Consider the following 22,035-nt stretch of genomic DNA (forward strand, 5'->3'; position numbering starts at 1 on the left):
TTTGTCATGCTTAATGCGAGAGCATGAGGGATCGGGGGTCGCCCCGCTGTCCAATCGCCGGGCGGCCCATTGGCCGAAACCTGCGAAGGACTGAGCACATGAACAAAACCGACCATGGCCGCCGACGCCTTCGAATGGCGATCGGCGTCACGGGGCTTGCGGCGCTGCTGGGTACGGGCGCCTTTCTGGTGACCGACCGGGCCACGCGCGACGCCGGCACCACGGCCGAGGTGGCGCCACCGCCCGCCACGATGGTGCGACATTCGTCCACGCGCGCCGACGAGCAGAGCCGGCCGGTCGAGCCGGAGAAAGCTGCGGCCTCCGCGTCGCCGAAGAGCGTGCGTGAGCGTGCCAACGCGGCCCGCGATGCGAACCAGCGCCTCGGCACGGAGGTGCGTCATCCGCTCTCGGTGGCCGGCCAGGTCGACCCGGCGGCCGTCCAGGTGCGGCAGGTCGGTTCGAACGCCGCGGGGCGCACGCTGAGGGTGTCCTCGGCCCGGCAGGATCTCACCGGGTATCGGGAGCTGGCCTGGGCTCGCAACGGCCGGGCCGTTGGGAGCGCAACCTGCACCCAGACGTTCACCCCGAGCGCGAACGTGCCCGCCAGGGAGCGCCCTACGATGCTGCTCTGCTGGCGGCTCAGCGCGAAGAAGAGCGTCTACACGCTCGCGGTGGACACCCAAGCGCGGCCGTCGATGGCGGCTAGTGTCGCGGAGATCGGCAAGGCTTGGGCGGCGCTGCGTTGACCGTTCTCTCCACGATCGACGGTGGCCCGGAGCTTGCGCTCCGGGCCACCGTTTTCAGATCTTCAGTTGGTCTTCATCGAGGTCGGATCAGAAGTCCGAGACGGTGAAGGTGGAACCGCTCGAGATCACGGCCTCCTTGTAGGTGGTGTCCACGTTCGTGCCGCCGGTCTGCACGTCGAACAGGCCGTTGCTGACGACGGTCAGCGTGTAGGTGTCGTTCGCAACCGGGCAGTCGACGATGCTGATCGTCAGGCCGGTGCCAGACGCCGTGGCGGCCTTGGACAGCACCGCGGCCGCGCCGCTGCTGGTGATGGTGCCGAGCGTCGTGCCCAGCGGAATACCGGTGCCAGTGACGCATTGGGTCCCGGTGGTGGCGACGTACCCCGTGCCGCCGCCCGTGATGGCGGTGCTGCCCGAATTCGCGACGCCGACGGCCGTGAGCGTCTTGGAGGTGCCGATGCTGACCGTGACGCCGGTGGCGGTGGCCGTCGTGGGCGCCGAGAGGACAACCGTGGTTGGGTTGGTGTAGGTCAGTACCGTCGTGCCGGCCGCAACGCCGGTGCCCACGACGGACTTGCCGACATCGCCAGCGGCGAAGCTGGCCGTGGCCGACACGAGGCTGGTGTCCGTGTTCGTCACCGCGTCCTTGACGGTCCGGGTCTGACGCACGCCCGCGCTCAGGTCGAGGCTGCAGAGCAGCTCCTTGTCGCTGATCACGATGACGCCGGTGCACTCGTCGACCGGGCCGTTCGTCTTGAGCGTGGCCGTGGCCGTGAGGGTCGGGTCGTAGTCGCCGCGGACCAGGTAGACGTGCGCCTTGTTCTGTCCGGGGTGCGCGCCGGTCGTGGCGGTGAAGTCGAGGACGGAGAAGCCGACGCCCTGGAGGTCGACGTCGACCGGGGTGGTCGACATGGGCGCGGTGTTCGGCGCGGTGACGACGCCGTTGGAGTAGGTGAACAAGTCGGCCCGGGCACCGCTGCCGAGGGTGTTCACCATTCCGCCCGGCGTGGTGACGGCAACGGTGTAGGGGCCGCCGGGCGCGTGCGCGGGCGTCTTGGCGCTGAAATGGGACGAGTCGATGTAGGTGACGTCGCCGAGCGGCTCGTTGTCCAGCGTGGCAGTGAGGTTGGTGCTGGTGAAGTTGGTGCCCGTGACCGTGATGGTCGTGTTGCCCAGGGACGGGCCGAACGACGGGCTGACGCTCACGATGGTCGGCGGCGTGCCAACCGTGTAAGTGGTCTGACCGACCAGGGCGCTGCCGCCCGTACCGATCGTCGTGCCGTTGTATGTGCACAGCTTGTAGTTGGTGGACGCGGCGCCACTCGCCAGCACCACACCCGTCGGCACCGTGACGGCGACCTTGGTTCCGCTGAGGTATCGGACGGTCGCGCCGAGGTTGGTGCCCGGGGCCGTGTAGATGGCCGGGCACGCGGTCGAGGTCGTCGCCATGGCTACGAACTGGGCGTTCGTCGAGCTCGTGAACGCCGTCGGGTTGGGCGAGCTGCCCGGCGACAACGTCGCGGTGATCGTGTTGCCACCGGCGGTCGGGCCGTAGATCGAGCTGAGAGACAGCGTTCCCGCCGCGGCGTAGGCCGGCGCGGCCGTCAGGGCCAGAGCCGTGGCCGCCGCGGCTCCGGTCGCGATCCCGATGCGGGTTCGAAGCCCCCGGGATCCTGATTCGGACTTGATCTTTCGCATGCGAGGTCCTCCTGCGGCCCGCAGACCGCATCGCTGATTGGGTGGGGCCCGGCTGCCGGTGAACCGTCGCGGGCCATCTCGGAAGGGAGCCTAACCCCCGGTATGCGGGGGTTTGCCCAGAGTGATGAAGTTCGCTGAATTTGCAACCTTTACCCCCTATGGGCCTATAGCACGAGGGGCGGATGGCCGTTCGCCGAATGCTTTTCCGGGCGTTTGTCTGATCTATGTGCCTGGCGGCAATTGCCGGGAAAAGGAGGGTTACGCTGCTGCCTGACTCCCCGCGATCGCGGAAGGACCGCACATGTCCAGAACGCTCCCGGCCGCGGCGGGGATGGGCGTCGTCGCCGCCCTGCTCGCGGGCCCGCAGGCCGCCCAGGCCGCGCCGGTCGCCATCGTGAACCCGCCCAGCGGCTCCTATCTGACCGCCGCCAGCCTGGTGATGACCTCGTCGACCACCGCATTCCTCGCCGGTGTCGCCACGCCTGCCGCGCTTCTCGTCCCGGGTGGACCCTGCCTGGCGAGCTATGACGCCTCGGGCGCGGTCGCACCCGCCGCCGTAGGCAAATCTCCACCAATCGAGTACTGGTCGTGGCCCCGCCGCTGCCCCTGACCAACGGCCAGCCACCACGTACCAGATCTGCGTCTACGCCGGCGCCCTGCCGTCCGGCGCCTATACCGCGGCCGCGCTCGCCACCCCGACGGCGATCTCGCCGGACAGCAGCCCCTCCGGGGCGGCAACACGATCATCGTGACCGGCAGCCGGTTCCCGACCGACCCGACGAAGATCACGGCCACCCTCGCGTCATCCCGCTGACCGACGTCCGCCCGATCAGCGACATCATCTTCACCGCGCGGGCGCCGGCCCACTCCGCCGAGGACGACGTCAGCCTGGTGGTGACCACGCCCGGCGGGCTCGAAGAGCGAGGTCGACGTGCAGGGCTCCGGCTTCCTGTCGATGGCGTTCGGCGACGGCGGGACGGCGGCTCGGGTCTTCCTGGTGGACGGCGTCTACAAACGGCCTCGACCGGGCGATGGCACACGGCCGAACGGCCTGGGGCCACCACCTGAACAACAAGTTCCTCACCACCGCCGGCAGACCACCACGATCGGCCTGGCCGAGGGCGGGTTCACCAGGGACGACATCGGGCGGATGTTCAGCCTCGCCCCGACCGTCCCGGACGGGACCACCGTCGTCTCGGTCGCCGCCGACGGCCTCACCGCGACCATTTCGCAGCCCGCGATCGCGAGCACGCTGGGCACTCTCGCCACGTCACCCTGACAGGCGGGTCGACGGCCTTCACCACCAGCAAGGTCACGTCGACCGACTGGAACGGTGTCGTCGGAGCGATCAGCCTGGGCATCCCGGCCGGCACGACGATCACGAGCGTGAACGGCGGCGTCGGCGGCACGCTCTCCGCGGCCGCCACGAGCTCCGGCGGCCCGGCGACCATCGAGCTCCAGCGTCCGGCGTCCGGCGTGCTGTTCTTTGCCGTCGGTGTGCCCAAGGCGGGGGATACCACCTGGTCGTCGTGAGCAACGTCGAGGTCGACGCCGCGCTGACCGATCCCGGATACCACCAGTCCGAGCTGACCAGCAGCTCGGTCTTCACGTCGCGCGGTATCGAGTCGCGGCAATTTAGGGGTGTCTTGCCTCATATAAGTTAATCGTGGCGTCGTTTTCGGCGGAACCGATACTGGTTTATCGTCGAAGTCGTATCCGAGCTCGAAAACTGGAGGCCGACATGACGCAGATGCTGGAAATGCCGCGAGTTCAGACCTGCACAGTGACTGAGTGTGGCTACAACCACGACGGCTGTACGGCGTTCGCGATCACCATCGGAACGACCCAGTCGGCGGAGTGCGACACGTTCGTCGACACGGCCGGCAAGGGCGGCATGGGCAAGGCATTGGCACAGGTGGGCGCATGCAAGCGGGCCGACTGCATGCACAACACCGACCTCGAGTGTCACGCGCCGGCCATTGTCGTCGGTCAGTCGGGTGACAAGGCCGACTGCCTGACGTACGAGAAGCGATAATCCATTTCGCCGCGCCCGCCCGTCTCCGGTCGAGACGGCGGGCGCTCGCGTTTTAGGTAAGGCATGCCTTCGTTATTGGTCGACGGCGCCGACATTCACGAAAAGGGGGTTCAGGTGGTGAGTAGCGCGGTGATGTCGGCGGCGTCGAAATGGGCGGGGTCGAAGTCGGCGGCAGAGTCCAAGCCGAGCCACTCCAGCCGTTCGGCGTGCTCGGGGTGGCCCGGGTCGGCCAGCACCTCGGCCAACTCGGCGTAACCCCAGACGCCGCCGCAGTCTTCCGGCGGGGCGGCGCGCCGGCCACCGGTGCACCTCGGGTACGGCCCGGCGGCGCGGTCCAGCACCTTCTCCACGACGATCTCATGCGTCCAGTCGTCGCCGAAGTCGTACGTGTACTGGAACCTGTCACCCTCGGCGGACGCGATCTGCTCCAGGGTCACCGGCGCCTCCGCTCGGTGGCCCAACTCCCGGTCGGCGACACCGAAATCCCCGTACGCGGTCTCGAAGACATGCATGTGCGCGTCGTCCCAGCCGAACGCCACCTGGATGATCTCGTGGAGCTTGGCCAGGCTGGTGTCGGCGGGGACCTCCAGGCGCCGCCAGATCGGCGGTTTCGTGCCCTTGAGGGCCACCTTGATCTGGTAGATGGGCGCCGTCGCGCTCGACTTCTTCCGTTTCACCGGCAGCTTCGGCGCGGTGGCTCTTCGCTGCCGCGGTGCGCGCGGGCCGGCATTGAGCTGTTTCAGCAAGTCCAGCATGTCCTGAGGGGAGGACGCGTCGGTGTGCGGGGCCGGCGGCCGCGGCGGCTCGGGCAGCGCCCGCATCCGGGCTCGCAGCAGCACTGCCAGCTGGTGATAGCCGGGCGCGTTCTCGTCGTCGTCCTCCTCCAGCGCCTCCGGGCCGAGGTCCGCGTCGTGCACCGCGCGGGCGTCGAGGGCCCGCTCGACCTGCCAGCGGAACTCGGCCGGGAGGAGGTCCTCCGCCTCGATTTTCAGGCCGGTGTGGCGGCCGTTCGTCCGGATCGTATCGAGGACGTCACCCAGAATCTCGGCGGGAACGAGCATGATGTTGACCGCGGCATGGCAGTCCGTGTGATCGACATGGATGAGGAAGCCGTGTGAGCGCCCACCGCGGTCAAAGGTGCAGACGAGCATCGAGGCGGTGTCGTCCGGATCCGTGAAACGCCGACACGGACCGACACGGACCGGCTCGCCGAGCTCGCTCGCCCAGGCCGGCGAGGGCACGCCCGCGCTCATCAGTCGCGCGGCGGCATCGGCGGCCGCCGGTCCATCGTCCAGCGCGCCGAGCGCGATCAGCACGGCGAGCGACTGCCGGCCCGCCTGCGCGGCTACGGCGGGCACGATGCCGTCGGCGAATGCGTCGGCGAAGCCGTCACCGGCGACGCTGCCCGCGGCCAGGAACGTCGCACCGAACAGCTCCGCCTCCAGCGGATCGTCCGCCTCGAGCAGTTCGGCACCGCCGGCGACCAGGCCGTCAATCAGTTGCTGCGGGTCGAAATCCTCGCCCGAGCAGGCCGGGCAATCGCAGGTGCCGGGCACCAGGGGCGGCACGGCGCGCAGGGTTCGCTGATCGGATCGCCGGGACCTGCCGCGTTTGCGGCCGCGACTCACGGGACTCATCGGCCACATCTTTCCACCGCGGCGGCAGATGGCTGCAATCCACCCACACTCGATGGATTTGCACACCTCATGACAACGGATACGACCGTCAGCCTGGAGCAAACTGCAGACACCCCATGTCGGACTTATCCGTCAGATTGGTTACTCAGCGCAATTGTCTACTTTCTCTACGTTACGCTCCTCCCCGAGACGGCCCGGCAGGTGACTTCTCCGTGCGGGCCCCATCCCGATACCGATGCGGTCCCACAGGGCCGCAGGAGGAGCACGTATGTCCCAGTCCAGATCCCGAACAAGGTCGATACGGTGCGGCCTGGTGGTGGGTGCGGTCGGCGCCGCCCTGCTTGTCGCGCCGCAGGCCGCGTACGCCGGCGTGGGCAATATCGGACCGATGATCGTCATGCCCGGAACCAATGCGAACATCTTCGATCAGAGCTCGCCGTTCACGACGACGACTCCCGTGGTACAGATATCCACGGCCCCCTGCGCCGCCTCGAAGGTCACCTCCGTTCCCCTGCCCAGCGGTGTTTGGAACGCCACGGGCGCCACCAGGACCATCGATGGCAACCTCACGACGAACACGGTCCAATTCACGGTGCCTTCGACCAGCGGTCCCACGACCGGCGCGAACTATGCGATCAGGGCGTACAACGCCTGCGTGTACGACAGCGTCACCGGCGCTGCGCAGAGCTCGGCGCCCTTCTACGTGGGCGCGCAGGCGATGGCGAACCCCATGGCCGGCGCCACCGGCGCCGGCGGCCAGATCACCATCACCACGCCGGCGAACGCGCCGCTCTTCGCCGCGACGCCCGGTGCCCTCTTCACCACCGGGACATGCGCCGGCACGTATGGAACGCCCGGCACGTCCAACCTGGTCGCGACCGGTGTCACCAGGCAGACGAGCACGTCGGTGAGTCTCAACGTGCCGCCCGGCGCCGTGGGGAGCACCCCGAACGCGACGAACTACAACGTCTGCCTCTACGAGAACACGGGCTCGGGCGCGCTGCTGCTGTCCATCGCCAACTACAACGTCTACTCCGTGACGCTGAGCCCCGCCGGCGGCTCGTACCTGGCGAGCAATGGCATCACGGGTAGCTCGACGCAGCCGTTCCTGTCCGGCGTCGCCGCGCCCGGGGTGCTCGTCGTACCGGGCGGAGGCTGCCCCGGCAACGTCAACCAGACGTCGGGCTTCAACCCGGCGCCGGTACCCGTTTCCGCGCCGTACGTGCGGAAGCTGACGAACTATCGGCTGGCCGTCACCATTCCGCCGTTGACCCAGCAGACGCCGAACGCCAACCAGCCGTTGTTCTATTCGATCTGCTTCTTCTCCAACTCCACGACCGGCTCGCTGGTCGGCAGCGGCTCCTATGCCGCCACGGTCGTCGCCAACCCGACCGGGGTCATCCCCTCGGCCGGACCCGCCAACGGCGGCACCGTCATCACGGTCGTCGGTACGGACTTCCCGACCGAGCCTGGTCGCATCACCGCCACGCTCGGCGGAGTGCCACTCACCGACATCCAGCCGCAGGGCGACAAGATGTTCACGGCACGTACGCCGGCGCATGCCGTCGAGGACAACGTGTCGCTGGTCGTGACGACGCCGGCGGGCACCAAGGCCCTGCAGAACGCGTTCTCCTTCGTGAACCCGGTGAAGGTGACGCCGAACACCGCCCCCAACACGACGCCGACCCTGGACGTCGACGTCCAGGGCATAGGTTTCCTGGGGATGAACTTCGGCACCGGCGGGAACTCGGCGCGGGTGTTCCTGGTCCGCGGCGTCTACAACGGCGCGGATGCCGGCGGGGGCGCGCGGGCCAACGGCCCGGTCACCGAGTGCACGAACGTCCTGCCGATCAGCGACGAGGAGCTCATCTGCAACCTCCAGCTCAACCGGCGGCTCGACGCCACGGGCGCTTCCTTCAACCCCGTCTCGGTCAACAGGAGCCTGGCGAGCGACATCGGGACGACCGCCGGAAGCCGCGTCATCACGTCCGTCGGGGGCAAGTTCATTCCCGACGACGTCGGGCAGATGATCGTGGAGGACACCTCGCCGGCCCACATTCCGGCGAGCACCACCATCACGTCGGTGCTGGGACCGACCAGGGCGGTCATCTCGGCTCCGGCGTCGCAGGCCGGGTCCACCCTTACGGCGGTCATCGGTGGCCCCGCGGTGCATTCCTTCAGCAACGCGGTGATCACGACGGCTGACAGCACCACCGTCAGTCTCGCGTCCGGCGCGGCGTTCACGTCCGCGGATGTGGGCCGCGTGTTCAGCGGCACCACCGGAATCCCCACCGGCACGACCATCGTGGCGGTCGCGCCCGGCGGCGCCAGCGCCACACTGTCCGCGCCGGCCTCGAGCCCGAACCCGAACGTGGTCACCGCAACCGTCACGACCTCGAACAACTCCGCGAACATCACGTACGCCAGCGGTGCTCTCGCGGCGGCCGACCAAAACGGTGTCATCGGCCCCAACACCATCGGCATTCCCGTCGGAACGACGATCACCACGGTGACGGGAAGCCCGAGCACCGCCGGTGTCCTCTCCGCCAATGCGACCAGCGCTCTTGGCACGGTGGGTTCGGGCACCATCACCATCAACCGTGCCGTGAGCGGTTCGCTGTTCCCGGCGTCGCCGGTGCCGAGCGGCTCCTACAACCTCACCGTGGTGAGCAACGGAGCCCTCGACGCCCAGACGACCGATCCGGACTACTTCCAGACGGCCGTCACGAGCAGCTCCGTCTTCACGGTCGGCCCGTTCTGACCGACGGCCGGCGATACGGCCCTCACCAGCAGTCCGACCCTTCACGATCGCATCGTTCCTGACGACGCGCTTGGTGGCCCGGCGCGGTACGCGCCGGGCCACCACCCGTTCGACTTTCGAAAAGATGGTCCCGGACCTCGGTACCGACGACCCCCAGAGGCCCGGGCTGTCTCCGCTGCGGGTGGGGAGCCGTCGACGCGTACGTGGAAAGAATGTGCGAGAGATACGTCCGGCTTTGCCGGTTTCCGCGCGCAAGTAAGTACTTACTTGCGCGAGCTGACGTGTGTGGCTAACCTCGTAAGTAGGTACTTACTTACTGACCAAGAGGTGAGTCGGATGAGCAAGCTGGAGACGTTGGGGCGGGAACGCTACCTGCTGCTGGAGACGCGGAAGCGGGACGGCAGCTGGGTGGGGACGCCGGTGAACCTCGTCGTGGAGGACGGGCGCGCGTTCTTCAAGACCTACGACCCGTCGGGAAAGGTCAAGCGGCTGCGAAACTTCCCGGACGTGCGGATCGCGCCGTGCACCTACCGGGGGCGGGTCACGGGTTCGCGCGTGGCGGGACGGGCTACCTTGCTCGGCGGGGAGAGTTCCGACGCGTCACGCGCCGCGGCGCTGCTCGCGCGCAAGCATCCGCTGCTGCAGGGGCGGCTCGTGCCGGCCTTTCACAAGCGCAAGGGACTGACGACGCTGTTCTACGAGCTGACGCTGGAGCCGAACTGAGCACCAAGGACACGATCGTGACGGCCGCCATGGACCTCTTCGGGCGGCAGGGCTATCACGCCACGACGATCGCCCAGATCGAGGCGGCGGCCGGGCTCTCGGCGGGGGCCGGCGGGCTGTACCGGCATTTCAAGAGCAAGCGGGCGCTGCTCACGGAAGGTCTTGCGCGGCAGGCGTCGGCGGGCCAGGGCCTGATGGATGATCTGGCGCTTGCCTCGCCGCTGTCGCGGCGCGAGCGCTTTCTCGCCGTCGCTCGGGCCGGGCTCGCGCGCCTCGAGCAGGAGCGTGACGTCAACCGGCTTCTGCTTCGCGACCTGGCCGCCTTTCCCGATCTCCTGGATTTCGTACGGGAGAACGAGCTGCGTCGCGTGCATGTGGCGGTGACCGCCTTCCTCGAGCGCGAGCTGCCCGCCACGGAGGACCCGCCGGCACTGGCCGCCGTGATCATGGCCGCGGTCAGCCATTACTGGATCATGGCGGACGTGTTCGGCGGCAACCACCCGCACGAGGTCGATACTGAGCGTTTCCTGAGTGCCCTCGTGCGTCTTGTCGTACCCGAGGGGCAGGATGTGCCTACGGAAACGTAGGCCACTGGAGGGGGAGTGTCGTGCGCGCTGTGTATCGGGTTCTCGCCATGTTGATCGCGATCGGAGTGGTGGTCCAGGCGGCGGCGATCGCCTACGCCCTGTTCGACATCTTGAACAAGACCGACGACGGTCAGGTCTTCACCAAAGACTCCGACAACGCCGGCATCGCCGTGCACGCGGTGGTCGGCGAGATGATCGTCCCGCTGATCTGTCTGCTGTTGCTGATCGTGTCGTTCTTCGCCGGCATCCCGGGCGGGGTCAAGTGGGCCGCGATCACCTTCGGGGTGATGGTGCTGCAGGTTGTGCTCGCCTACGCCGGCTTCCCGGTGCCGATCCTCGGCACGCTGCACGCGATCAACGCGTTCGCCCTGGCCGCGGTCGCCTCGCTCGCGATGCGGCAGGCCCGCGTCGCCGGCACGCCTCAGGCGAGCACGCCCGTCGCGGCCTGACCCGTGCGCAAGTCTTTCAAGATCGCCATCGCCGCGGGGGCGACGGTGGCGATCCTCGGACCCCTGGGCTACTTCTGGCAGCAGAGTCTCGTTCCGTCCACGTACGACATGGCGTCGATGGGCTATCCCGACTACGGCGGCGGGCAGCAGGCGGGCCACGCGCACGCGACCGGTGGCCTCGACGTCGCCGCGCTGAAGGGGCCCTCGACCGGCGACCCCGACGTCGCGGTGACCTTGACGGCCCGCGCCGAGAAGGGCAAGTACACGCTCAACGGCGCGACGCCCGGGCCCGAGATCCGCGCGGTCAAGGGCCAGCTCGTCCAGGTGACGCTGGTCAACGACAACATCCAGGACGGCATCACGCTGCACTGGCACGGCGTCGACGTGCCGAACGCCGAAGACGGCGTCGCCGGCGTCACGCAAGACGCCGTGCGGCCGGGGCAGAGCTATGTCTACCGGTTCGTCGTCCAGGACGCCGGGACGTACTGGTACCACTCCCATCAGGTGTCGCACGAGCAGGTGCGGCTCGGGCTGTTCGGGGCGCTCGTCGTCGCCGAGCCGGTCTTCTCCGAGGGCATCGACCAGGTCGTCCAGGTGCACACCTACGACGGCCGCCGCACGATCAACGGAGCCGTCGGCGAGTCCGCTCTGGCCGCGCATGCCGGGCAGGTGGTGCGGGCTCGGGTGATCAATACCGACGCCGGGCCGTTGCGGGCCTGGGTTTCGGGCGCGCCGTATCGAGTGTCAGCGATCGACGGCCGGCCGGTTTCCTCACCGACCGATATTTCCGACAAATACGTTACGGTCACCGCGGGTGGACGGGTTGATCTCACCTTCACCATGCCGGCCTCGGGAGCAGCGCGGGTCGATGTGGGAACAGGCGTGGCGCTGGTCGCGGGCGGGCTCGCGGCCGGTCCCGAGCCGCCCGGCGTCGTCGACCTCCTCTCCTACGGCACGCCCGCGCCGCTCGGCTTCGACCCGGCGAAGGCCACCCGCAACTTCGACTACCGCATCGGGCGGCGGGCCGGGTTCCTCGACGGCAAGCCCGGCCTCTGGTGGTCGATCAACGGGCACCTCTTCCCCGACGTGCCGATGTTCATGGTGAGCACCGGCGACATCGTGCGGATGACGATCGCGAACAGCAGCGGCGAGGTCCACCCGATGCACCTGCACGGGCATCACGCGGTGGTGCTGAGCCGCAACGGGGTGGCCGCGACCGGGAGTCCGTGGTGGTTCGACTCGCTCGACGTGGGCGACGGGGAGACGTACGAGATCGCCTTCGTGGCCGACAACCCGGGCATCTGGGTCGACCACTGCCACAACCTCAAGCACGCGGCGGACGGCCTGCTGGCCCATGTGGCGTACACGAACGTCTCCACCCCGTTCCGCATCGGCGGTTCGGTCGGCAACCAGCCCGAGTGATCTAGAGGTACATGCCCGTCGCCGGGGCGGTGGTGGGAACCGTGACCGGCCGGGCGCCGGTGCGCAGCGCGTACAGCTCGGCGAGGGTGGCCCCGTCGGGCCCGATGCCGCGCGCCGAGCCCAGCCACGCGGCCGCCTCGGCGTAGGGCAGCCGGCCCACCTCGATGCTCGCCAGGCAGCGCCCCGGCCGGATCACCGCGGGGTGCAGCGTCGCCAGGTCCTCGTTCGTCGTGATCGCGATGAGCGCGTTGCGCCCCTGACCGAGCAGGCCGTCGGTGAGGTTGAGCAGCCGCGACAGCGACTGCCCGGCGCTCGCCTTGGCCTCGCCGCTGACCAGTTCGTCGCAGTCCTCGAGCATCAGCAGGCGCCAGCGTGGCTCTTCCTCGTCGCCGCTGCCGAGGGCCACGCTCATCAGATAGGCCGGGTCGCTGAACAGCCGCTCGGGGTCGAGCACGCAGTCGACCTGGCACCACGAGCGCCACTGCTGCGCGAGCGCCCGCAGCGCCGTCGTCTTGCCGGTGCCGGGCTCGCCGTGCAGCAGCAGGAGCCGCCCGTTCACGACGGAGCCGTCCAGCGCCATCAGCCGCTCGAGCGTCTGCGCGACCAGCCGCGCGTAGTTCGCCCGGATCTTCTCCCAGGGCGCGGCGTCGATCTCTCGCTGCACACGTCGCGGTCCGTGCGCGCCGAAATGCCAGAAGCCGATGGGTACGGAGTCGTCGGCCGGCTCGGGTTCCTCGACCGCGTTGGCCGTCACCTTGTCCAGCACGGACTCGGCGAGCTCGGCCGTCACCGCCGTGACCGTGACCCGTGCCCGCCGGCTCTGCTTCCAGCGGGTGACGTGCAGCGTCCACCCGTCGCCCACGCAGAGCCGGCCCTGCCCGTCGTCCTCGACGGCGTCGCGCACCACGCGGGCGTCGTCGGTGGCCAGCGGCGCGTCGGCGCGCACGTTCTCGAGGTACTTGCTGCGGCCGTACGGCTCGCGCCCGGTGACGAACGCGTCCAGCGCGAGCAGGTCGACGACATCCACCAGCCGGTCGCCGTCGTCGACGGACCCGGACAGCGGCAGCGCGACGTGAGCCGGCGGGGTGACCGCCTGCTCGACGGCGCGCCCGGCATGCCGGTCGACGGACTGATGGGGAGTGCGCATGGTGCCATGATCGGCCATCGATGCCCCTGGGGCAGCCGATTTTCCCGAGGTTTGCCCAATCGGGATTGCCCTCCTCGGGCCGCCTCTCGCACCACCCACAAGGCCACGTCCCCAGCCGCCGACCGCCGGAGGCCGGCTTTCGCGCGTGGCCCGCTGTCCCGCGCGGCTTGGCGCCTCAGCCGGCTCGCTGCCTCAGACGGCGAGCCGGCCGCAGGCTTCAGGCGTCGGCGCGGGTGAGGACGAAGACCGGGATGACCCGGTCGGTCTTCTTCTGGTAGGCCGCGTAGTCCGGGTACGCCTCCACGGCCCGCTTCCACCACAGGTCGCGTTCCTCGCCCGTGGTCTCGTGGGCGACATAGTCGTTCTTCTCCGGACCGTCCTGGAGCTCGACGTGCGGCTCCTTGCGCACGTTGTGGACCCAGACCGGATGCTGGGGCGCCCCGCCGAGCGAGCCCACCACGGCATACTGCCCGCCGTGTTCGACTCGCATGAGCGCGGTCTTACGCAGCTTCCCGCTCTTGGCCCCTCGAGACGTCAGCACGATGACCGGCATCCCACGCAGGAAGCCGCCCTCCGAGCCGCCGCTGTCCTCGATCTTCTCTGCCTGCTTACGCGCCCAGCCGGTCGCGCTCGGCGCATACTCTCCGCTAAGTGGCACGACCCCAACCTATCTGCTGCCGCCTACAAACGTCCGGCGCCGACGGTGTGGGGCTACGCCGCCGCCGGCCGCCCGCGCCACCCACCGTCCGGCGCCCGCGCTTCTCGCGCCGGTCAGTGACGTCGCCTGTCCCCGGTCGCCGGCGTCGCTCGGCGCCGTCGCCCGGCGCCCCGCTGCCCGGCGCGGTCGGCGTGTCGCTGGCCAGCCCGCGCCCGCTTGCGTTCGGGCAGGCCCAGGGATCAGCGGACACCTACGACGGCCGCGTCGGTGCCGCCCCGCCACAGCACGCCGGCCTCGGCGAAGCCGGCTGACCGCAACGCGTCGACGTGCCAGATCGCCGGCGGCGTCCACTCCTGCGTGTGCCCGGCGTCCGGGTAGACGTTCTGCCGTTCGACCACTTTGGGCCGGAGGAACTCGTCCGCGGCGGCGTGCCTCCACCAGTCGCCCCACGAGGTGGCCGCGCCCGACGCGTACGCGATCTCGCGCTGTTCCCGCGCGTGCGCCCGTAGCCGCTCGGAGAACGAGGGCAGCGACTCCTCCGGCATGTGGTCGGCGTTCACGAAGATCCCGCCGCTCCGCAGCACCTCGCGGACCTCGCCGTAGAGCGCCGCGACCCGGTCCGCCGGCAGCCAGTGCAGCGCCGTCGCCGTGAGCACCGCATCGAAGCCCTCGACCGGCAGCTTGCTCCGCCACGACGGGTCGCCGAGGTCGGCGTCAACCACCGTGCCCCGGTCGCGCAGCGAGGCCGACGCGATGGCCAGCAGCACCGGGTCCTGGTCGAGAACGGTCACCTCGGCCCCGGGGAAGCGCGCCAGCGCACGCAGCGCGATCGTGCCGGTGCCGCCGGCCAGGTCGAGCAGGCACGGCGGTGCGCCGCGGGTGATCGCGGCGACCCCTCGCAGCATCGCGGCGAACCGTTCCTCCCGGTCGGGCATGAACGCCTCTTGCTGCCGGTCCCAGCTGGTCTGCCACATGTCCGGACGAGAAAGGTAAGCACTCATAAGCTACATGGTAGTTACCAATCGCTCGGCGAAGGCCATCAGATCGCGCCGCTCGATGGCGGCGGCCATCAGGTCGGGGAAGGCGTCCGGCGTGCAGGCGAAGGCCGGCACCCCCAGCGCGGCCAGCGCCGCCGCGTTCTCGTGGTCGTAGGCCGGCGCACCCTCGTCGGAGAGCGCGAGCAGCACGACCACCTGCACCCCCGCCGACGTCATCTCGGCGACCCGCCGCAGCATCTGCTCGCGCACGCCGCCCTCGTACAGGTCGCTGATCAGCACGAAGATGCTGTCCCGCGGCCGCGTGATCAGCTGCTGGCTGTAGGCGATGGCCCGGTTGATGTCGGTGCCGCCGCCGAGCTGGGTGCCGAACAGGACCTCGACCGGGTCGCTGAGCTGCTCGGTGAGGTCGACCACGGCGGTGTCGAAGACGACCAGCGACGTGCGCAGCGACCGCATCGAGGCGAGCACCGCCGCGAACACGCCGGAGAACACCACCGAGGAGGCCATCGACCCGGACTGATCGACGCAGAGCACGACATCGCGCTGCACGGCGGTGGTCCGCCTCCCGTAGCCGACCAGCCGCTCGGGGATGACTGTCCCCAATGAGGCCTGGTAGTGCTTGAGGTTCGCCCGGATCGTCCGATCCCAGTCGATGTCGGCGTGGCGGGGGCGGTTGATGCGCGAGGCCCGGTTGAGCGCGCCGCTGACCGCCGCCCGCGTCTTCTGCGAGATCCGCTTCTCCAGCTGATCGACGACGATCCGCACCACCGCGCGGGCGGCGTCCTTGGTCTTGGCCGGCATGACCCGGTTGAGCGAGAGCAGCGTCCCCACCAGGTGCACGTCGGGCTCGACGGCGGCCAGCATCTCGGGCTCGAGCAGCAGCCGGGTCAGGTCGAGCCGCTCGATCGCGTCGGACTGCATGACCTGCACGACGGTGCTCGGGAAGTACTCCCGGATGTCGCCGAGCCAGCGGGCCACCTTGGGCGCCGATCCGCCGAGCCCGGCCGACCGCTTGTTGCCCGCCTCGCCGTCGCCCGGCCCGCCGGAGTCGTAGAGGGCCGCCATCGCGGCGTCCATCTGCCCGTCGCGGCCCTCGGCCTTGCCGAGCGCCTCCTCGGCGGGCCCGCCGAGCACCATCCGCCAGCGCCGCGCCCTCTCCGGCGAAACCTCGGTCATAGTTTCCTCCCCAGCAGCGCACTCAGCGTCGGCAGCACCAGGTCGGCGCGGGATTCGTCGAAGCCGAGCCCCGACGCGTTCCCGCCGGCGCGACCACCCGCGATCTTCTCGCCGATCGCCCGCCGCTCGCCGGCCTCGAACGCCCCGAACGTCCGCCGCAGCAGCGGCAGCACGTCGTCGAAGGCGGCGGCCGGGATGTCGGCCAGCCACCCGTCGAGCAGGTCGAGCAGCGCGTCGTCGTGCACCAGCAGCAGCCCGCCCCCGGAGAGGAAGCCCTCCACCCAGGCGGCGCCGTGCGCCGGCGGCGTCCCCACGGTGAGCGGCAGCCGCAACCGCCGTCGCGCCTCGGCCGCGTCCAGCCGTCCCGCGTCGAGCAGCAGCCGGGTGAGCCGCCCCGCCAGCAGCCCGTGCAGATCGCCGCGGCCCGCCAGCGAGGCGAGCGTCGTCAGCCAGCGCCCGCGCAGGTCGTCGTCGGCGAGCAGCCCGACCGCGGAGTGCACCCCGTCGATGCGGTCGCGCAGCAGCTTGGCTGCCTCGTCGGAGACCGAGCCGACCGCCGACGGCAGGCCCGCGCAGACCCGCATGAGCAAGCTCGCGGTCACCGTGGCGAGCCCCTCGACGTCGGTCTTGCGCACGTCGCCGTAGCGCAGCGTGCGGGCCAGCGCCGGGATCGCCGACATGAGGTGACCGACGTCGGCGTCCAGCGCCGCGCGCACGTCGAGCGCCGCGAGCACCGGCGGGTACGCCTCCGCGAGGTCGGCCAGCAGGCAGGTCTCGACCAGAGCGGTCACCTCCGCGAGCGTCTGCGCGTCGTCCGCCGCTTTGGTGATCTTCGCCGTCGCGGCCGACACCACGGTGGTGCCGTACATGCTGCCCTCGACCAGCTGGACCGCGAACTCGGGCTGCCATCGCAGCTTCCACTCCTCGCGGAACGTGCCGATGCCCCGGCTGCCGGCCATCGGCTCGCCCCACGGCAGGTCGAGCAAGCGCAGCCGGTGCAGCAGGCGGCTGCGCTTGAGGTCGGTCTCCTTGCGCAGGTCGAGGTCGAGCGCCCGCTCCAGCGCCTCGGGCTTGAGCCGCACGTTGCGCTGCTGCGCCGCGAGATCCTTCGCGAGCGGCAGGGCCGGCATCTCCTCGGGCACGCCGCCCAGGCGCTCGCCGACCACGAGGCGCTTGTTGATCAGCTCGACACGCAGCGGTTCGGCGTCGCACATGACCGCTTCGGCGGCCTCGGTCACCTCGGCCAGCCCGGCGAGCGGCCGGCCGCGCATCGTGGCGAGGGCCTCGGCGAGCCGGGTGGCCTCGATGATGTGCGCCGACGATGTGGGCACACCCTCGGCGCGCAGCACGCCGGCCGCGTCGACGAGCCAGCGCGGCACGACCTCGTCGGCCGAGGTGAACAGGTGGTGGTACCAGCCGGGGGAGCGCACCCCCGCGCCGTACCCGGACCAGGACGCCAGCCGCCCGTAGGTCCACGGCACCCAGGTGAACGCGACCTTGGCCTTCTTGCGCCCCTTGAGCAGCGCGGCGTCGTCCTTGAGCGCGACCTTGCGGGTCAGCGCGGGCACGTGCCACGCGCCGCAGACCACCGCGATCTCGTCGTGCGTCTTGCGGACCTCGCGCAGCACCGTACGCATGTAGGCCTCCCGCACGAGGTCGGAAGGATCGTCCGGCGAGTCTTCCCGGATCGCCGCCATGGCCTCGGCGATTGCCTCGAAGGCCGGCATCCCGCGGTGCTCGACCACGTCTTCCCACCAGCGCTCGGGGTCGTCGTACCCGGCCGCGGCGGCCAGCTCGCCGATCGGATCGACCGGGCGGTGCGGCAGATCGGACGAATCGCCCCCGGAGAATCGGTAACCGAACGGCAGATCGAAGAACCGCACGGGAACGCCCGCGGACACCGCCCAGTTGAGAGCCTGCCACTCCGGCGAAAAGACCGCGAACGGCCAGAAGGCAGCCTGCCGCGGATCGTCCGCCGCGTAACCCAGGAGCGCGACCGGCGGCTCCAACGAAGACGAGGCAACCCACCGCACGAGGTCGTCGGCTTCGGGCGGGCCTTCGATCAGGAGGATGGACGGTCGCTGGACAGACAGCGACGAGACCACCGCCCGGGCCGATCCCGGCCCGTGGTGGCGAATCCCGTAGATCTGTTCAGGCATCGCGGGCGGCCCGATAGAAGTCGATCCAATCGGGCCGCTCCCGCACGACGGTCTCGAGGTACTCCCGCCAGACGACGCCGTCCGACACCGGGTCCTTCACCACGGCGCCGAGGATCCCCGCCGCCACGTCGCCGGCGTGCAGCGTCCCGTCGCCGAAGTGCGCGGCCAGCGCCATCCCGTTGGTGATGACCGAGATCGCCTCGGCCGTGGACAGCGTGCCGGTGGGCGACTTCAGCTTGGTGCGCCCATCTTCCGTGAGCCCGGTGCGCAGCTCGCGGAAGACCGTCACGACCCGGCGGATCTCTTCCAGCGCCGTCGGCACCGCGGGCAGGTCGAGCGACGTCCCGAGCTGAGCCACCCGGCGCGCCACGATCTCGACCTCTTCATCGGCGGAGGCGGGCATCGGCAGCACCACCGTGTTGAACCGCCGCCGCAGGGCGCTGGACAGCTCGTTCACCCCGCGGTCGCGGTCGTTGGCCGTGGCGATCAGATTGAACCCGCGCTGCGCCTGCACCTCGGTGTTCAGCTCGGGCACCGGCAGCGTCTTCTCCGACAGGATCGTGATCAGCGCGTCCTGCACGTCGGACGGCACCCGGGTGAGCTCCTCGAGCCGCGCGATCGCGCCCGTGCGCATGGCCCGCATGATCGGGCTGGGCACCAGCGCCGCGTCGGTCGGCCCCTCGGAGAGCAGGCGGGCGTAGTTCCACCCGTACCGGATCGCCTCTTCCGCCGTGCCCGCCGTCCCCTGGACGAGCAGCTTCGAGTCGCCCGAGATCGCCGCCGCGAGATGTTCCGACACCCACGTCTTGGCCGTTCCCGGCACGCCGAGCAACAGCAGCGCCCGGTCGGTGGCGAGCGTGGCCACCGCGACCTCGACGAGCCGGCGCGGCCCCACGTACTTCGGTGTGATCTTGGCGCCGTCGCCGAGCAGGTAGGTCACCACGGCCTGCGGGGAGAGCCGCCAGCCGGGCGGGCGGGGCCGGTCGTCGTCGAGGGCGAGCTGGGCCAGCTCCTCGGAGTACTGGTCCTCGGCGTGCGGGCGCAGAGCGGTCACTCGAACTCCTGAAACATCTCGTGGCGGAAGGTGAGCGTGCGGGCGAGCTCGGCGACCGGCCGCACCCGCGACTGGTCGGCCGGCTCCTGGTCGAGCTGGACGGCGAGGCGGCCGACCAGATCGGCGTACGCCGGGGGCATGGCCAGCGCGGCGGACCGGCACAGCTCGCCGAGCTGCCAGCTGTGCCGGTCGGTGCGGGCCCGGTGGGCGATGGTCTCGAGCACGGTGATCGAGAGCTCCTCGGGCCACCGGCCGGGGTGGATGGAGAGCAGCCGGTGCGCCATCGGGTCTTCCTGGCGCAGCGCCTCGGCGGCGAGGCGGCCGAGCTCGTCGGCGGGGAGCACGAGGTGCAGGTCCCATCGGACCGACTCGCGCAGCGAACCGGCCGCCTCCTGCAGCAGCACGGTGGCCCAGCCCGCGTCGTTCTGCGCGACCGCGGCCTTGGCCCAGCCCTGCAGCAGCGCCGATTCCCAGTCGTTGCCGCGGGCCAGTCGCAGCATCGTGACCGGGTCGGACCAGGTGTCGAGCGGCGCGCCGGCCAGGACCTCTTCCAGCAGCCAGGCGCTCACGCCGAGCCCGCGCGCCGGCGTTGCGGCCACGCCGTCGCGGCGCAGGCCGGCGTCGAGATCTTCCGGCGGGGTGACGACGAGCCGGCCGCGAGGGTCGAGCCGCACTGCCGCCGCGGCCCGGGAAGCCATCCGCTTGCCGAGGGACGAGCCGGGCAGGCCGCGCAGCAGATCGAGGGCGGCCTCGCGCACCTCCTTGCGCCGGTCGTCGAGCGTCTGCTCGAGAAACGCGTCGTCGTCGAGGCTGAGGCCGGTGCCGAGAGCCGCGACGAACCGGGCGCGGTCGTCGGAGGATTCCTGCGGCCACGAGGCTTCGAGCAACGAGAGGCCGCGCGCCGGATCGGCCCGGCGCACCTCGATCAGGTAGCCCAGCCGTTCCCCGATCGTGCCGGTTTCCCAGTCCAGCGAGGAGACGGTTTCGTCGCGCAGCCAGCGCCAGTCGCCGCGCATACCGGCCAGCCAGGCGCCACGCCGGCCGGCCACCCGGGCCATCGCCGGGCGGATCAGCGAGTTGCGGCGGCCGGCGTCGAGCAGCGCGGGCAGCGCGACCGGTGGCGCGTGGCCGCCCTTGGCCGCGGCGGCCTCGAGCCACTGCGACAACAACTCGTTCGCGATCTGGGCGCCGCCGGGCACGCCGTCGCCGAGGATGCGGACCAGCCGGGCGCCGGCGGCCGCGGGCAGCGGGGGAGTGGGCTCGGCCGGCGCGGCCGGCACCGGCGCGTGCCCGGCGCCCGGGGTCACGCCGGCCCGGTGGCGCGCGAGCGCGACCGCCGCGTCTTCCAGCAGCGACGCGGTCGGCCAGGGACGCCGGTTGGTGCCGACCAGCGCGGCGGCGAGCAGGTCGGGCGGAAGCTCGGGGTGGCGTGTCGCGCCGGCGTCGGGAAGGGGCAGGCCGGCCCGCACGTAGAGGCCGTCGACCCAGGCGGCCAGCGGGCGCAGGCCGGACGGCGACCACTCGGCGGCCACGGTCGCGGGGCTCGCGCCGGCCGCGGCGAGCAGCCACCACGGCTCGCGGTGCCCGGATGCCAGCGGCAGGGCCGCGCCGGACTCGTCGACCAGCCAGCCGTCGTCGCTCGGCGTCACCCCGGCGAGCAGCACGGGAGCGTCGTACCGCCAGGGCTCGGCCGCCACCGTCGTGGCCCAGCCGCCGAGGGCCTCGGCGAGCGGGATCGCGCCGTCGGGCGCGGGGAACGGCTCGGCCGCGCTGGCCCGCTCGGCGACCAGGGCGCGCAGCGGCGCGGCGCCGGGATAGAAGGTCAGGTCGCCGCGGAACTCGGTGCCGGGCACGAGGTCGGCCACCATCGGCTGGCCGGGCGCCGCGAACGCCAGGACCAGGGCGAACCGCCCGGTCGCCACGCCGCGCAGCCACGTGCGCCGGGTGGTCAGCGCGCCGTCGTCGACCTCGACCTGGCCCAGCACCTGCCAGCGGTCGGTGACCCGCGGGCCGGCCAGAACATCGTCGGTGGCGACCGGGAAGCCGATGCGCGAGCGCACGGTTGCCGCCAGGCCGGGCGGCAGGTCGGGCAGGCGCTCGTAGCCGTCGATCAGCAGCTGCAGCAGCGCCAGCTCGCCGAGCAGGCGGTCGGCCCAATGCGGCCCGATTCCAGCGATCGTGCCGAGCCGCCGCACCGCGCCGGCCGCGGCCGGCGCCTGCGCGTCGATCAGCCGCGCGGCCATCGCGTCGAACGGCTGCGGCCCGGTGCGCTGCGCCCCCGCCAGACCCTGCCGGACCTGGTCGTCGAGCCACCGGCTCAGCTCGGCCATGCCGCCGGCGACCCGCGCGGCCCGCTGCTCCGCCCGGCGGGCGGCGGCCTCAGGGTCGGGGGTGGAAGCGGCCTTGGGCCGGGCCGCCGCGGCGGCCCGGGCGGCCTGCCACTCGTGGGCGAAGGCCGGCGCGGGCGCGGAGGACACATCGGACGAAGCCCACCGCATCAACAACCCCAGCGTGTGCTTGCAGGGGATCTTGCGGCTCGGGCAGGAACACCGGAACGCGGGCCCGGCGAGGTCGACACAGACCTGGTAGCTGCGGCACAGTCCCCACAGGATGTCGTCGAGCCGCCCGCTCGCCGACCACGAGCCCTCGCCGGAGAGGCTGCGCGCGGCCTTCACCGACGCGGGATCGGGGGCCAGCGCTTCGACCTGCGAAAGGGACCATCGCTCAACAACCACGGGCAAACCCTAGACGCGCCGTACGACATTTTCGGACGTGGTAGCCGATG

20 protein-coding genes are annotated in these 22,035 nt (G+C 71.0%); 11 read left to right on the top strand and 9 right to left on the bottom strand.

The genetic code is table 11. The features are described 5' to 3' along the window. Positions 1 to 98 precede the first annotated feature (98 nt). Positions 99 to 746 (top strand): hypothetical protein, encoded by a 648-nt coding sequence (locus tag ACIA5D_RS20835; protein WP_396031778.1) that lies wholly within the window; start codon positions 99 to 101, stop codon positions 744 to 746. A gap of 87 nt (positions 747 to 833) precedes the next feature. Here ACIA5D_RS20835 and ACIA5D_RS20840 read toward each other — a convergent pair whose 3' ends face one another. Further along, entirely contained in the window at positions 834 to 2,444 is a 1,611-nt protein-coding gene (locus ACIA5D_RS20840; RefSeq protein ID WP_396031779.1) for an IPT/TIG domain-containing protein, read from the bottom strand. A 301-nt stretch (positions 2,445 to 2,745) separates the two neighbouring features. Between ACIA5D_RS20840 and ACIA5D_RS20845 the strand changes: the two genes are divergently transcribed. From ACIA5D_RS20845 to ACIA5D_RS20865, 5 genes are all read left to right on the top strand, one after another. Then, positions 2,746 to 3,054 carry a hypothetical protein gene (locus ACIA5D_RS20845; protein ID WP_396031780.1) on the top strand — a complete coding sequence of 103 codons (309 nt, stop codon included), beginning with the start codon at positions 2,746 to 2,748 and terminating at the stop codon, positions 3,052 to 3,054. A gap of 321 nt (positions 3,055 to 3,375) precedes the next feature. After that, positions 3,376 to 3,723, top strand: a complete 348-nt coding sequence (locus ACIA5D_RS20850; RefSeq protein ID WP_396031781.1) for a hypothetical protein — start codon at positions 3,376 to 3,378, stop codon at positions 3,721 to 3,723. Between the two features lie 107 nt (positions 3,724 to 3,830). Then, a complete protein-coding gene (locus ACIA5D_RS20855) occupies positions 3,831 to 3,977 on the top strand; it encodes a hypothetical protein (protein ID WP_396031782.1) in 147 nt (48 codons plus the stop codon). Continuing rightward, complete coding sequence (locus tag ACIA5D_RS20860) at positions 3,974 to 4,108, top strand: hypothetical protein (protein WP_396031783.1); 135 nt, start codon at positions 3,974 to 3,976, stop codon at positions 4,106 to 4,108. Before ACIA5D_RS20855 ends, ACIA5D_RS20860 begins: the two co-directional genes overlap by 4 nt. Positions 4,109 to 4,185: 77 nt before the next feature. Next, positions 4,186 to 4,479, top strand: coding sequence for a DUF1540 domain-containing protein (locus ACIA5D_RS20865; RefSeq protein WP_396031784.1), 294 nt, complete (start codon positions 4,186 to 4,188; stop codon positions 4,477 to 4,479). A 110-nt stretch (positions 4,480 to 4,589) separates the two neighbouring features. On the opposite strand, the gene ACIA5D_RS20870 is transcribed toward ACIA5D_RS20865, so the two are convergent. Further along, positions 4,590 to 6,047 (bottom strand): plasmid pRiA4b ORF-3 family protein, encoded by a 1,458-nt coding sequence (locus tag ACIA5D_RS20870; RefSeq protein WP_396031785.1) that lies wholly within the window; start codon positions 6,045 to 6,047, stop codon positions 4,590 to 4,592. Between the two features lie 382 nt (positions 6,048 to 6,429). Here ACIA5D_RS20870 and ACIA5D_RS20875 point away from each other — a divergent pair, with 382 nt between their 5' ends. From ACIA5D_RS20875 to ACIA5D_RS20895, 5 genes are all read left to right on the top strand, one after another. Continuing rightward, entirely contained in the window at positions 6,430 to 8,877 is a 2,448-nt protein-coding gene (locus ACIA5D_RS20875; RefSeq protein WP_396031786.1) for an IPT/TIG domain-containing protein, read from the top strand. 336 nt (positions 8,878 to 9,213) lie between these two features. Next, positions 9,214 to 9,600 (top strand): PPOX class F420-dependent oxidoreductase, encoded by a 387-nt coding sequence (locus tag ACIA5D_RS20880; protein WP_396031787.1) that lies wholly within the window; start codon positions 9,214 to 9,216, stop codon positions 9,598 to 9,600. Positions 9,601 to 9,617: 17 nt separating this feature from the next. Beyond that, positions 9,618 to 10,187, top strand: a complete 570-nt coding sequence (locus ACIA5D_RS20885; RefSeq protein ID WP_396031788.1) for a TetR/AcrR family transcriptional regulator — start codon at positions 9,618 to 9,620, stop codon at positions 10,185 to 10,187. A gap of 20 nt (positions 10,188 to 10,207) precedes the next feature. After that, the gene (locus ACIA5D_RS20890; protein ID WP_396031789.1) at positions 10,208 to 10,636 is read left to right on the top strand and encodes a hypothetical protein; all 429 of its coding nucleotides are present in this window, start codon (positions 10,208 to 10,210) and stop codon (positions 10,634 to 10,636) included. Between the two features lie 3 nt (positions 10,637 to 10,639). After that, positions 10,640 to 12,058: a multicopper oxidase family protein gene (locus ACIA5D_RS20895; RefSeq protein WP_396031790.1), complete on the top strand. Its 1,419-nt coding sequence runs from the start codon at positions 10,640 to 10,642 to the stop codon at positions 12,056 to 12,058. Position 12,059: 1 nt separating this feature from the next. Here ACIA5D_RS20895 and ACIA5D_RS20900 read toward each other — a convergent pair whose 3' ends face one another. From ACIA5D_RS20900 to ACIA5D_RS20930, 7 genes are all read right to left on the bottom strand, one after another. After that, on the bottom strand, positions 12,060 to 13,205 hold the full coding sequence (locus ACIA5D_RS20900) for a DUF5925 domain-containing protein (protein ID WP_396031791.1): 1,146 nt from the start codon (positions 13,203 to 13,205) through the stop codon (positions 12,060 to 12,062). A 217-nt stretch (positions 13,206 to 13,422) separates the two neighbouring features. Next, entirely contained in the window at positions 13,423 to 13,863 is a 441-nt protein-coding gene (locus ACIA5D_RS20905) for a nitroreductase family deazaflavin-dependent oxidoreductase (RefSeq protein ID WP_396031792.1), read from the bottom strand. A 239-nt stretch (positions 13,864 to 14,102) separates the two neighbouring features. Further along, entirely contained in the window at positions 14,103 to 14,864 is a 762-nt protein-coding gene (locus tag ACIA5D_RS20910) for a class I SAM-dependent methyltransferase (protein WP_396031793.1), read from the bottom strand. Positions 14,865 to 14,867: 3 nt separating this feature from the next. Continuing rightward, on the bottom strand, positions 14,868 to 16,037 hold the full coding sequence (locus ACIA5D_RS20915) for a VWA domain-containing protein (protein ID WP_396031794.1): 1,170 nt from the start codon (positions 16,035 to 16,037) through the stop codon (positions 14,868 to 14,870). Further along, positions 16,034 to 18,196, bottom strand: coding sequence for a DUF5682 family protein (locus ACIA5D_RS20920; RefSeq protein ID WP_396031795.1), 2,163 nt, complete (start codon positions 18,194 to 18,196; stop codon positions 16,034 to 16,036). Before ACIA5D_RS20920 ends, ACIA5D_RS20915 begins: the two co-directional genes overlap by 4 nt. Then, the gene (locus ACIA5D_RS20925; protein ID WP_396031796.1) at positions 18,189 to 19,250 is read right to left on the bottom strand and encodes an AAA family ATPase; all 1,062 of its coding nucleotides are present in this window, start codon (positions 19,248 to 19,250) and stop codon (positions 18,189 to 18,191) included. The genes ACIA5D_RS20920 and ACIA5D_RS20925 overlap by 8 nt, the downstream gene beginning before the upstream one ends. Further along, on the bottom strand, positions 19,247 to 21,985 hold the full coding sequence (locus ACIA5D_RS20930; RefSeq protein ID WP_396031797.1) for a DUF5691 domain-containing protein: 2,739 nt from the start codon (positions 21,983 to 21,985) through the stop codon (positions 19,247 to 19,249). Before ACIA5D_RS20930 ends, ACIA5D_RS20925 begins: the two co-directional genes overlap by 4 nt. Positions 21,986 to 22,035: the final 50 nt, after the last annotated feature.

This window comes from Actinoplanes sp. NPDC051513 (assembly GCF_044454685.1).
In the GTDB taxonomy this organism is placed as follows: domain Bacteria; phylum Actinomycetota; class Actinomycetes; order Mycobacteriales; family Micromonosporaceae; genus Actinoplanes.